This is a genomic window from Clostridioides sp. ES-W-0016-02, assembly GCF_020641035.1.
In the GTDB taxonomy this organism is placed as follows: Bacteria; Bacillota; Clostridia; order Peptostreptococcales; family Peptostreptococcaceae; genus Clostridioides.
In genome coordinates, this window is sequence record NZ_CP061361.1 from 666,835 (window position 1) to 680,193 (window position 13,359).

Consider the following 13,359-nt stretch of genomic DNA (forward strand, 5'->3'; position numbering starts at 1 on the left):
AATTAATTTTCATATATGTAATCTGGGGCACAATATACTATAAATCCATTTTTAATTGTCATTTCTGTTTTTAATAATTTATCTGCCTCGAATTTACTACCTTTCCAATCTGTATAAGTTTGTTTAACATCCATAATGTCAAATATTGCTACATCTGCATTTGCACCTTCTGATAGACATCCTATCTGATTTTCCATTTTCATAAGTTTAGCTGGATTTTGTGTTGTCATTTTTACAACATCATATAGACTTATTCCCATACATATGTATCTAGACATAAGATTTGGTAGAGAGAATATAGGTCTTCTAAACATGCTTTCCAATACCAAATCTGTACTACAAATATCAGCTATAAATCCTTGTTCTTTTGCTTTTTGCATGACTTCAAAATCACCATGTTTTCTACCTTCTCCTGTATCAAATATGATTCCTCTTTCTCTTGCTTTCTTTACACATTCGTATAAATTGCCATTTGAGTCGAGGATAGTGTTTTGAACACCTTGATATACATGTTCAAATATATCTCCTGGTCTTAAGATATTTAACACATCCTCTGTAGGAACTGGTAAATTTGTACAATGCACCTCAACAGGGCATCCTATTTTTTCAGCTATTTTAATAGTCTCCTTTAATGGCTCTATTCCTAGACCTTCTACTAAATTTTCACTTAATCTTATTTTTAGACCTAATATATTATCTTTATTTTCATTGTATATTCGTTCTATTTTTTCATGATTGAAATACTTTGGGTCAATACATTCATGATAGCTAGTAGTTACTAATCCCGCTGAACAAACTTGTAAGAAACTTTTTATATTTACTTTACTTCTACCCACAATTGAAGATTTAAAGAGTTGGTAGTTTGCTACTCCTGCTGAACAATCAATTGCACTAGTAACGCCTGTTGGAAGATATGTGCTATCTGGATATATACCAATTTCAGTTCCATCTGCAAACATATGAGCATGTGCATCAATCAGCCCTGGAAAAACAAATTTACCTCTTGCATCTATTGTGTGTTTTGCCTTATCACCATGTTTATATTCAGTTACTTTTCCATTGTATATAGCAATTGTTTTATTGCCATTTACATTATTTTTAGGGTCTACTACATGTCCATTTACAATAAGTAAATCTAGCATAATTATTCATCTCCAATATATAAATTTAATGTGTACTTACCATAATCCAATTATTTTCCAGTAAGGTAATCCTATTACTAAGAATATTGCTAATGCAACCATTACCATGATAGTGCCTACTTTCCAGAAGTCTTTTTGAGATACATATCCTGATGCAAAGGCTATAAGACCAGCTCCATTTCCATAATGAGTCAATAAAGCTCCATAACTTGCAAAGAATGCTAGTAATAATGTAACTACCATCGGATTTGCCTTAGTAGATAAAACTATTGCAAATAGTACAGGATAAAAAGATGCTACAAATGCACTGTTTGATACAAAGAAGTATCTAACTGCCAAACTCACTAACAATAGTACTATTGTAACTAATAATCCATTTACATCTGATAGATTTAATACTGTACCTAATTTATCAGCTAACCAAGTGTAAAAACCTGCATCAGCTAATGAGCCAGCAATACCATAAAATGCACCATACCATATAAATATATTCCATGCTCCTTTAGCACCAATAACATCATCCCAATCTAAAATGCCTGCTATAAGAACTAATGCTAAGAATACAAATCCTACTACTTGCATATTTAAGTTTACAAAAGGTATTTTTTCACCAAACATCCATCCAAGAATAGCAAGAATAAAGAATACAACTAGTATCTTTTCATGTTTTGTAATAGTACCTAATGATTCCAAATCTTTTCTTATCTGTGGTTTAATATCTGTTAAATGAGTTAAACCTGGTTTGTATATCTTATATACTATAAGTGGTGCTACTAGTAAGAATAAACCTGCTGGTACGATTGATGCCATAAACCAAGTTCCCCAAGTTAAGTTAACACCTAACATACTTGCTGCCAAAGAAACTGTTATCGCATTGGTTGCCATACCTGTCAAAAATAATGCTGCTGTTCCTTGAGATACTACATATGTTAATACTGTTAAATATGCACCTAATTTTTTAGGCTCATCATCAGGTTTAGAACCTGCACCTTCTGCTATATTTCTAAATATAGGGTAGATAATAGTTGTTCTAGATGAATTTGAACCTGTAGCAGGGCTAAGTATTAAATCACTTATCATCATTAGGTATCCAAGTCCTAAGGTAGAATCTCCTGCTCTTAGCAAAAGGTTGTATGCCATACGTTTTCCTAATCCTGTCTTTACAAAAGCTGTACAGACAATAGTTACAACAACTAAAAACCAAGTCATCTTATCTGAATATCCATGAAGTAGTATTGACTCATCCATAAACATAAGTGCTACACCTACAATGATTAAAGTAATGATTGGTTCTTTAAATGGTTTAATAATAAGACCTGCTAGTAAACCTAGATATAAAGCAACAATATCCCAAGTTTCTTTTTTTAATCCTTGTGGTGCAGGTAAATTCCATATAATTATTGGTATAGCTGCAACAAGTAAGAATTTCATCAACTGTTTTTTATTCATTTTCTTCTCCTTATTTAATTTTAGATTTATACTAAATTATAAAAGCACGAAATATGCCAACTTTTTAGATTAATAATATTTTATTTGTTTTTTTATGTGATTTATTGTAATTTAACTGTTAATCAAATTACTTTGATACAATTTTATTAAAATATTTTTTTCTAGTTTGATAAAATAACATTATATTTCTTTATATTATATTTCAAATAGAAATATAATATTTCAATTTGAAATGCAATATTTCCGATTGAAATATAGTGTTTGAATTGTTAACATAACAATAAAAGATATATATTCTTATATTCTTGATGAAATGGATAGAGAAGTTTCAGGTAAAGTCGCAGGTAAGTTATACTAATCATAAGAGTAAACTTTAAAAAAAATTTAAACTTATTTCATATTACTACTTATTTCATATTACTAATAGAAGTAAAACTAAGCTATTTTATTAGCAAATAAAAGTTCAAATTAAATTTATGAGTATTTATAAAAGTGGAAGGCAATTATATGGAGAATAAGATTAAATTAATGAAGAATCGATAGAATAAAAAAGGGTACTTACATTATGAATAAAAGTGGAAATTTTAAAGAAGAAGTTGAAGAAAGAGATGAAAAGGAGATAAAAAGGAGATGATTCAAATTCTTATTTTGAAACATCTCCTTATAATGTTAAAGAACGAAGTCTATCTTTATCCAATACTTTTACACCACCACGAGATAGAGATACAAGACCTTCTCTAGCAAAATATTTCAACATTCTAGACACAACTTCTCTAGCACTTCCCATATACTTAGCAATTTGCTCATGAGTCATATTTATAGTAGTATTATTGTTTTTGGTTATTTCATCAACTAAAAAAGATGCCAAACGCTTATCAAAACTCATAAAAAGGATTTGTTGCATTGCCCACATAACATCAGAAAAACGTTCAGTGGCTAGCTTATATGAGAACAATTCTGCGTGAATATTTTCTGTAGACAATTTTGAGAAAACAGAAGAACTAATTTGTATAATATCGCAATCTGTCTCAGCATCCACATATACATCAAAAGTTATTGTGTTTAGAATGCATGATGCTGATAAGATACATACATCACCATTATCAAGACGGAAAAGTGTCACCTCACGCCCTTCATCTGAAAGTATGTATGTACGTATTGTTCCAGACTTTATAATCAAAATACCAATACAATCACTATCACCACAATGAATTGAGTTTCCTTTTTTAAAGTGGGATATATTGGCTGAAGAGATTAATAAGCTTTTTTGTGAGTTAGTGAGTTTATCCCAAAAAGATAAACTTTGTGTAAGTATATCAATATCGTTTTGTGAAAGCATATAGTGATTCCTTTCCTAAAATAATTATAATCCAATAATACAAGTGAATAGATAAAATAACAAGTAGTTTGTGAAAAAGGATTATTCAATTGTATATTAATAGTATGATTTGTGTAGAAAATATATGTTAATATATATTATTGCCTATTTGTAAGTAGATTAAGTCATATTAAGCATGTAAATTAATGAATTATAATATACATATCTTGTAAGCTGAAAGAGATGTTTGATAAAGAATTTATCATACAATTCTTTGAGCCTACAAAATGCATGAAATAATTTTATATCTTTTCTGATGGTAGATTTGTATAACTAATATATATATTAGATTTGTATAACTAGAACATATCTTGAAGTATATTTATTTAGAAGAAATAGAATTTATTTTTAAAATATGAAGCTCTTTATGTAGTTTTATTGCCATAAAACCTGCGATTATTGCAGCAGCAAAATCAGCTATTGGTTGTGCATATAAAATACCATTTAATCCCAAAAATATAGGAAAAATCAAGATTATAGGAATAAAACATATACCTTGTCTACACATACCCAGTAACCCACCTTCCTTTGCTTTTCCTAGTGCAAGGAACAATGTAGAATATACTGTATAAAAACCAAATAACATAAATGAAAATCCATTTGCTCTAAGAGCCTTACTACCATTTTCAATTAATAACACATCACCACTTGTAAATTGTGAAATTATAGCTGTGGGAAAAAACACCATTACAAGACCAAGTACTACACAAAATAGAGTAGTCCATGCTATAGATGTTTTTATTGCTTGGTGTAATCTATCATAGTTCTTTGAGCCAAAATTATAACCAGCAATTGGTTGGAAGCCTTTTATAAACCCAAATACGATAAGACTCCCCAAAGACATTATTCGTGTTACTGCACCCATTCCAGCTATCACAGAGTCACCATATTTTGTAGCTTCCATATTAGTTAATGTGATAGCGAGACTAGTCAATAACTGGAATATTAAAGTAGGTACACCAATCTTTAAAATTTCTGACATGATTTCATTTGAAAAACAACATTCTTTAATTCTAAAACTAAACATACTTTTCTTGCTAAAAATGTACCTGATATAAACAAGTGTTGAAATCATCTGAGAAAGAGCAGTTGCAATGGAAGCCCCTTTTACACCCATGCCAAAGGTATAAATGAATATTGGGTCTAAAACTATATTAAGCAATGCACCTAATAGCATAGCGCACATGGTTGTTTTAGCAGCTCCTTCACTTGTGACAATATTAGTCATAGTGACATTAAATACATTAAAAATAGATGATACGACATAGATACTAGCATAAGACATTGCATAAGGCATAATACTTTTTGTAGCTCCTAATAATTTTAAAACAGGATTGAGAAGAATCATAATGACAATAATAAATAATATACCAACTATTATACTGCTGTAAATAGCTGTACTAGCAACTTTGCCTGCTTTTTCCTTATCTCCATGACCTAGGAGTCTGGCAATGTAGGAAGCAGCTCCATTTCCAAATAATAATCCTAATCCCACAATAATCTGACCTAGTGGAAATGCAACGGATATAGCACCCATTTGACTTGTTCCAAGACCACCTACAAAGTATGCATCTACCAAATTGTACAATGCAGTTATCATCATACCTATCATAGTAGGTAATCCCATAGATAACAAGGCTTTTGGTATTGGGGCAGACCCTAATAATTCAATTTTTTTGTTGATTTCTTTCATGCTAAACACTCCCTTTCTATTGACATTAGCTCTAAAATATATTACTATAAATTATAGTAATAAAGAAAATGCTACTATAAATTATAGTATTTGTCAATAGAGAGAAAACGAGAGGAGAATTTTTATGGCAACAATAGATTTAATTGTACTGGGTATAGTAAAGCAACAGCCTCAGAGTGCTTATGATATTCAAAAAGTGGTGGAATATAGAAATATATCACGTTGGGTTAAAATCAGTACACCATCAATTTATAAGAAGGTAATTCAACTAGAAGAAAAAGGTTATATCCAAAGCACAATTGTAAGAGAGGGGAGAATGCCAGAAAAAGCAATTTACTCTTTAACAGAATTGGGTGAAAAACATTTTTTAGACTTAATGTTTGATACAGCTTCAAAGCCAGTAAATATTTTTCTGGATTTCAATGCTGTAATAGTAAATTTATACAGTCTTACACCAGAAAAGCAAAAGTTGTGTCTTAATAGTATTGAAGAAAATATACAAGTATTGAAGTCGTATATAGAGGAAAATATAAATACAAAATCGAATGTACCAGAAACAGGTAAGGCTATTTTAGACCAGCAATTGGTATTAGCTCAAACATTAGAAACATGGGTGAATTCTCTAAAGGTTATTCTAGATGTTGACAGTGAAAGAGATTAACCTCACTCATCTAAGAGAGATTGCAAAGTAATATAAAGGTCATCATGAATTAGCAATCTGAATTAGCAATCTCATTGTGGTAAAATGGATATTATGAAGCTAGGATTTTGACTAAAATGATTGATGACCTACTACAAGCAATTAAGAAACAAATTAGAAAATGGTCATCTGAATTTTATTCATTGGATATTTACGATTTATCCTGCCAAAACTTATTTGAAAATACTCCTTATGTACAGCCACTTATAACAAGATGGACAAAGTGTAATAGTATTTTCTTGAAAAGAGTAGGATTTGTATTGATTACAAGATATCCCAATGGATAACAAAAAATTATATGATGGAATTAGGGATAAGATAATGATTAAAAGCATACCAGCAAAACAAATTTTACAGAAAGTTAAATTTGACAACTCAAGATGGTTTGGGATTGATTATAATATGAATCTCTATCGTGGTTGTCCTCATGGTTGTATTTATTGTGACAGTCGTAGCACAGTATACAACATAGAAAATTTTGACCAAGTGAGATATAAGGAAAATGTGATAGAAACTCTAAAAAAGGAGCTACGTTCAAAGAGAAAAAAAGGAGTTGTTGGTATTGGAGCTATGTCTGACACATACAATCCTTTTGAAAAAGACCTTTGCATTACTCAACAAGCCTTGAATTTAATTTCAGAAAATCATTTTGGAGTATCTATTGATACAAAAAGTAGTTTGGTAGTTAGAGATATACCAATTTTGAAGGAAATAACAAGAAACAATTCTACTATTGTCAAAGTTACTATAACCACTGCAAATGATGAGTTAGCAAAGAAAATCGAGCCTAATGTGAGTCTAAGTTCTGAACGATTTGAAGCAGTAAAACAGCTCAATGATGCTGGAATATTTTGTGGTATATTATTGACACCTTTGATACCATTTTTGACTGACAATGAGAATGAAATAAGAGCAATTGTTGAAAAAGCACATAAGGCTAATGCAAAGTTTATCTATTGTATGTATGGAATGACAATGCGTAATGGTCAGAGAGAATTTTTTTATAAGCATTTAAAGAATATATCACCAAAACTAGTATTTCAGTATCAAAAAACGTATGGCTTAAATTATGTATGTCCTAGCTTGAATGGAAAGAGATGTGAACAAGTGCTAAAAAAAGAATGTGCTCGTTATGGTATTTTGACAGAGATGAAAGATATTATAGAAGCGTATAAGAAATCAGATATGCAATTAAAGTTTTTTTAAGCTATAAGTTGCAATTACTATTCATTCTTCTAAAAATTTATTCTATTATAAATTAAATAGCAAAAAGTAAAAAGTAAAAACTAAAAAACAATAAATACAATGAAATTAGATAGTAATAATTATTCAATGTTTCAATTGTATTATCATTTAGTGAAGTGTATCAAATATGTAAAGAATAGTGAAGTGTATTAAATACATAAAGGAAATATATGTTAAAAGGAAGGGGGATATATATGATAGAAATAAAAACTATAGATGAAAATAAAAAAGGTCATATTGACCTTTTGTTGCGAGCTGACCCATATGAGGTAATGATTGATAAGTATCTTGATAAAGGCATTATGTATGCTCTATATGATAATGATGAACTTACTTGTATAGCAGTTGTAATTGAAATTTCTAAAGAAACCTGTGAATTAAAAAATATTGCTACATATGAGTATTTTCAAAATAGGGGTTATGCATCAAAGATGATAAATCATATTTTAGATGTTTATAGTGAACAGTATTCATCAATGATTGTGGGTACAGCTGAAAGTGGAATCCCGTTTTATGAGAAATTTGGATTTGTTTATTCACATAAGATTAAAAACTTTTTTATAGATAATTATCCAGAGCCAATTTTTGAAGGGGAATCTCAGTGTGTGGATATGCTGTATTTAGAATATAAATTCTAGATGCTAATGAGAAGATAAAGTGTCATATATAAAATAAAGAATCGTGATAAAGTAGATAAAGTGTTGCAGAAAGCACGTCTGAAAAGATGTGCTTTTCTATTACTATAAAACAGTATATTAGAGAATAGTTTGTAAAAAACCTATTGTCAATCAAATGGTTATACACTTAATAAAATCATATTTTGATAAATATTACTTTCAAAATATAAAGGAAAGGATTTAGATTTCCATTGATGCTATAATACAAAAAGAGAGGCAAAAATTATTACAAAATCATGTTTTAGCAACAAATTACATGAGTGCAACTTAAAGTTGACAATGTGCATTTCTTAAAATATAGAATTTAACAGTATAGTTTGATAATATTTGGATATCAAATCACAGGAGGTAATAATATATGAATTTTGGTGAAAAATTATTTAAGTTAAGAAAAGAAAAAGGATTATCACAGGAAGCACTTGCAGAACAAGTTGGAACAACAAGACAGGCGGTTAGTAAGTGGGAAAACAATCAGGGATTTCCAGAAACAGAAAAACTTTTACTACTATCAAATATTTTTGAAGTATCAACTGATTTTTTATTAAAAGATGAGAAATCAATAAAAGGAGCAAATGAAAAGGGATATTATGTAAGCAAGGAAGTGGCAAGGGGTTATCTCATCAATGAGAAAAGAGAATGCAAATATTTGGGGTTAGGTTTTTTGTTTTGGGTATTAGCAGGTATTCCTTATGTAATGTTTCCAACTCATACAAGTTGGCGTATTTTAGGAATTGCAGTTTGTGTTGTTTTAGGTATTGGTGCTGTTATACTTGGAATGTTTGCAGAACAAGAAGATTATAAAATCTTGAGAAAAGAGCCACTGTTATTTGATTATGAGTTTTTGAAAGAATTATCAAAGGAATATATTTCAATCAAGAAAAAATATAAGTTAGTTGCTATCCCAAGTACATTTTTGTTTGTGGTTGGTATTCTTATTATCGCAGTAACAGTTAGAGGGTACATTGAATGGGCAGAATATCATTTACTTGTATTTTTGGGATTGGCAGTTGGTATTTTTGGTTTCGTACAATCCATTGGGATTATGGATGCATATGAGCTGTTGGTAAAAAACGAACAGTATTGTGACCGATTTATCTTTAAAGTAAAGAGAAAATTAAAGAATAAAATTGATAGGTTCTAAAAGTAAATTTTTAAAGGTAGGAGCTAGTTAGGGCAAGGTATTAATTGTGAAATTTACAGAGACAGGATAAAAGGTCACGATAAAACAGCAAAATGTATGATAAGTATGAGTAATTATTATGATACTTTATTTTAGTATTATTTTATAAAAGTTAGAAGAAAGAAAGAAAAAACATTAAAAGGTCAAATTGACCAAAAATATAATATATATAGTATAACTTAAGAAAAATGTGAATGATGGAACTTAAACGTAATACACATAGTATAATTTAAGAATCGTATGCATAATATAACTTAATCATAATACACATAGTATAAATTGAATGTTAATATAACTATAGAGAACTTAATATAGTTATATTAACATTAGTAGTGAATGAATATCATTCATTGACATAAAGAACTACCCATGATATACTGTGAACAATACAAGAAAGGAGGAGTTTAGATATGACAAATATAAAAGAAAAATCAAGAAAAACATTTAATAATCAAGCAGATACCTATGACCAAGATATAAAGGGACAACATGCAAGAAATCTTTATCCAGTTTTACTTAAAACACTTTCAGATATTTCATATGATACTATTTTAGATTTAGGGTGTGGAACAGGAGCAGTATTGCAAGCTATTTTAAATGAAGATTGTAGGAAGAAGGCTTATGGAATTGATATTTCTGAGAATATGCTAAATATAGCAAAAAATAAACTAAAAGGGAATGCTACCTTAGTTTTAGGAGATTCAGAGTATTTGCCATTTGAAAATGAATTTTTTGATGTTGTATATTGTAATGATTCTTTTCATCATTATCCTAAACCTAATAAGGTATTGTCAGAGGTATGTAGGGTATTAAAGCCAGAAGGAACCCTAATAATTTGTGACTGCTGGCAACCATTTTTATTTAGACATATAATGAATATTTTTATGAAGTACAATAAAGATGGAGATGTAAAAATGTACTCAGAAAAAGAAATATGTAAATTGTTAGCTGTAGATTTTAGAAACATTGTGTGGAAGAGCGTGAATCATACTTCATATATTGTGACTAGCATAAAATAAGAAAGTATAAAAGAAAAACACATAGAGAAAAACATATAAAGAAAATTACATAAAATAAAACATAAAACATAAAAAAATACATAAAAAATAAAAAATATGATACTTTATAATTTTGTAAATTTTTAACTCAAACCTGTTTAAATCTCAGGTATTTTTTAAAATTAATTAATGAATGAAATTCATTCATAAAGAGGAGGACACATGAGTACAAAAATGGATTTTATCACAGAGGATAAAAAAAATGTATAACAAAGATGTCTTTGCCATTAATAGTAGCTATGTTTTTAAACATGGCATATAATCTAGTAGACAGTATATGGATTGGTAATTTATTAGGAGAGACTGCTATGGCAGTACTTACAACTTCCACGCCAATTATTTTAACTCTGACATCTATAGCTATTGGGGCTACAAATGGTATATCTATTTTACTTTAGCAAGCAATTGGGGGCAAAAGAGCATAAAAAAGCAGAAAGTTTGATTTATACTTCGTTTTTGGTATCAATAATATTTTCATTGATTATTACTGGAGTTATTGAGCTATTGTTACCATCCATCTTAAAAATATTGGTCAAGTTATAATAGAAGATGGTTATGCTAAACCTGTTTAATTTATAAAACTATAAAGGTTAGATTAATATTTATATAAAAATTGAGATGATTTTAATATAAAAGATATATTTAAATAGAATATAAAATTATTTTTAACTAATACTTCCAAAAATGTCCAATTGAATATATAATGTAATTATAAAAGCAAGCTATTTTTATAGTAGTGGTTAATTCTCTAATAAGGAGGGTGTAAAATGGCTAGTATGATTATGGAAGTTGTAGGAGTATTGTTTATAGTAATTGGATTAATTTTGACATTTGTTGAGATAAAAGGAAACTTCCCTTCTTTTTATGGTTTTGGTCAGAATGCTATAGGTAAAAATGCTATAGGAATTATAGCAGCAGGAATAGCATTAGTTTTCTTTAGAAATGGTATAGACAGCATAGATTCTATAGCTACTTATGGTATATTTTTAGCGATAGAGCTTGTTGTAATCTCTGCATATTTCTTAATAAGAAGAAAGTTTTGTAGAGAAGATAAAAATTTAAGAGTTAACTAATAAAGTTGTCTACTATAAAATTAGAAAATTCAAAAAATAAATAAAATATTGCTTTTAAGTATTTAAAGTTCAAGAAACTATATTCTATATAAAAACAGAATGTGGTTTCTTTTTTTAGTGCAATAGCTTTAATAAAATTCTAATTGTAGAACAGGGTATAAAAGAAGGGGTCTTTCGTTATAAAAATGTGGCTTTAGATACTAAGTTCTTGGTGTTTGGTATTATTCATACTTTTAATGGGGCTATTTCCACATCATTCAAAGACAAATTATCTATAAATGATAATATTCTAAAAGGAAGTGTTGGAGTTGCACCAAATGTTACAGTTAAGCTGGAAAGTCGAAATGGAAATATAAAGGTTGATAAATAAAAATAGACAAAAGAATTATCAATTTTATAAAGTTCATAAAGTAGAGAATTATAAATTGAATAAATAAAACAATACTATAATAAATATTTTTTGTATACATAATTTTAATAATATGATGAAAAACTTTTAAATAACTTTATTTAAAAGTTTTTTTATTTCCACAAATAGAGATAGAATCCCAAAAATATATAAAAAAATCCATTATAACAAAAAATTAAACAAAAATAGTATTGACCTTTGTGTTGCACAAAGATATAGAATTCTAATCAAAGGAAAATGGTTTTTAATAGAAAAAGTTTTGACCAAAAACAAATCATACAAAGGAGAAATTATTATGAAAAATGAAAGTATAAGAGAAAATATGTCAGTATTTGGAGAGGTAATACAACCTTATGAAATTCAAGATTTCCTTAGGTTAATCAATTTAACAAAAACAGCATTTAGCCAAGAACTTAGCAAAATAGAAATAATGCCAGGCGGGCTTACAAATAAAAACTTTAAGCTTGAGATTGAAGATGGCACTCAAATAGCAATGCGTGTAGCAGGAGTAGGAACAGCAGGATATATAAATCGTCCAGCAGAAAAGCACAATGCTTCTTTAATGTCATGTCTTGGAATAGCTCCAGAAATATATTACTATGACCCAAAAACAGGTTCACAACTTTGTGAATTTATAAAATCAGATACAATGCATGCAGAGGATTTTATAAATAATTCAGATGTAGTCATGAAATCAGCAGAAATTATGAGAAAATACCATGATAGTGGAATGGAGTTTAAAAGTGTATTTAACCCAATAGCTAAGATGAAAGAGTACATACAAATACTTAAAGAAAATGGTTTTGATAAGAGATATGATGGATGGGATAGCATAACAGAAAAAGTAGATATAATAGAAGTTGCTTATCAAAATAATCCACAAAAATTAGTTCCTTGTCACAATGATACACTAGCAGAAAACTTTATGTATGATGGAAAAGTTATGCGTGTAATAGACTGGGAATACGGTGGAACAAATGATAGATTTTACGATATGGCATGTGTGTGTGTGGAAAATCCTCTTCCAAAAGATAAAGAGGAGCTTTATGTAAGAACATACTTTGGCGGAGAACCAACAGAAGAACAAAGAGCAAGATTGCTTACAAGTAAGTTTTTAGTTAATGCACACTGGTCTTTATGGTCATTAGTTCAAATAACATATGGTAAAGACCATGACTTCTATTGGGAATATGGAAGAACTCGTGCAGCTGATTGTATAGAGTTTATGAAGGATGAAAACTTTGAACATTACTTAGATATAATAAATGACCCTAACTTTACAGAATCTGTAGAACCACTAGCATAAGAAGTATTTATTATGAGAAATATTAAATAAAAATTAAGTAATAAAGAGC

General features: G+C 28.9%; 14 protein-coding genes. 10 read left to right on the forward strand and 4 right to left on the reverse strand.

Translation table 11 applies throughout. From position 1 onward, the window contains the following. Positions 1–2: 2 nt before the first annotated feature. From IC758_RS03455 to IC758_RS03470, 4 genes are all read right to left on the reverse strand, one after another. Positions 3–1,142 carry an amidohydrolase family protein gene (locus IC758_RS03455; RefSeq protein WP_227860755.1) on the reverse strand — a complete coding sequence of 380 codons (1,140 nt, stop codon included), beginning with the start codon at positions 1,140–1,142 and terminating at the stop codon, positions 3–5. Between the two features lie 36 nt (positions 1,143–1,178). Next, on the reverse strand, positions 1,179–2,591 hold the full coding sequence (locus IC758_RS03460; RefSeq protein WP_227835872.1) for a DASS family sodium-coupled anion symporter: 1,413 nt from the start codon (positions 2,589–2,591) through the stop codon (positions 1,179–1,181). A 661-nt stretch (positions 2,592–3,252) separates the two neighbouring features. Continuing rightward, positions 3,253–3,930 (reverse strand): Crp/Fnr family transcriptional regulator, encoded by a 678-nt coding sequence (locus IC758_RS03465; protein WP_227860756.1) that lies wholly within the window; start codon positions 3,928–3,930, stop codon positions 3,253–3,255. Positions 3,931–4,291: 361 nt separating this feature from the next. Next, positions 4,292–5,662, reverse strand: a complete 1,371-nt coding sequence (locus IC758_RS03470) for an MATE family efflux transporter (protein ID WP_227860757.1) — start codon at positions 5,660–5,662, stop codon at positions 4,292–4,294. A 124-nt stretch (positions 5,663–5,786) separates the two neighbouring features. Here IC758_RS03470 and IC758_RS03475 point away from each other — a divergent pair, with 124 nt between their 5' ends. From IC758_RS03475 to IC758_RS03520, 10 genes are all read left to right on the forward strand, one after another. Further along, complete coding sequence (locus IC758_RS03475) at positions 5,787–6,323, forward strand: PadR family transcriptional regulator (protein WP_227824665.1); 537 nt, start codon at positions 5,787–5,789, stop codon at positions 6,321–6,323. Positions 6,324–6,439: 116 nt separating this feature from the next. Then, positions 6,440–6,649, forward strand: coding sequence for a DNA alkylation repair protein (locus tag IC758_RS03480; protein ID WP_227831334.1), 210 nt, complete (start codon positions 6,440–6,442; stop codon positions 6,647–6,649). Next, the gene (locus IC758_RS03485) at positions 6,642–7,568 is read left to right on the forward strand and encodes an SPL family radical SAM protein (RefSeq protein WP_413927304.1); all 927 of its coding nucleotides are present in this window, start codon (positions 6,642–6,644) and stop codon (positions 7,566–7,568) included. Before IC758_RS03480 ends, IC758_RS03485 begins: the two co-directional genes overlap by 8 nt. 233 nt (positions 7,569–7,801) lie before the next feature. Next, positions 7,802–8,245 carry a GNAT family N-acetyltransferase gene (locus IC758_RS03490; RefSeq protein WP_227860758.1) on the forward strand — a complete coding sequence of 148 codons (444 nt, stop codon included), beginning with the start codon at positions 7,802–7,804 and terminating at the stop codon, positions 8,243–8,245. Positions 8,246–8,642: 397 nt separating this feature from the next. Further along, positions 8,643–9,425 (forward strand): helix-turn-helix domain-containing protein, encoded by a 783-nt coding sequence (locus IC758_RS03495; protein WP_227860759.1) that lies wholly within the window; start codon positions 8,643–8,645, stop codon positions 9,423–9,425. Positions 9,426–9,874: 449 nt separating this feature from the next. Continuing rightward, positions 9,875–10,483, forward strand: coding sequence for a class I SAM-dependent methyltransferase (locus IC758_RS03500; protein WP_227860760.1), 609 nt, complete (start codon positions 9,875–9,877; stop codon positions 10,481–10,483). Positions 10,484–10,737: 254 nt separating this feature from the next. Next, complete coding sequence (locus tag IC758_RS21185) at positions 10,738–10,920, forward strand: MATE family efflux transporter (RefSeq protein ID WP_413926926.1); 183 nt, start codon at positions 10,738–10,740, stop codon at positions 10,918–10,920. A 369-nt stretch (positions 10,921–11,289) separates the two neighbouring features. Continuing rightward, positions 11,290–11,595 (forward strand): hypothetical protein, encoded by a 306-nt coding sequence (locus IC758_RS03510; RefSeq protein ID WP_227433518.1) that lies wholly within the window; start codon positions 11,290–11,292, stop codon positions 11,593–11,595. Positions 11,596–11,782: 187 nt separating this feature from the next. Then, on the forward strand, positions 11,783–11,965 hold the full coding sequence (locus IC758_RS03515) for a hypothetical protein (RefSeq protein ID WP_227831330.1): 183 nt from the start codon (positions 11,783–11,785) through the stop codon (positions 11,963–11,965). A 334-nt stretch (positions 11,966–12,299) separates the two neighbouring features. Further along, positions 12,300–13,310 carry a choline/ethanolamine kinase family protein gene (locus tag IC758_RS03520; protein WP_227824671.1) on the forward strand — a complete coding sequence of 337 codons (1,011 nt, stop codon included), beginning with the start codon at positions 12,300–12,302 and terminating at the stop codon, positions 13,308–13,310. Positions 13,311–13,359 lie beyond the last annotated feature (49 nt).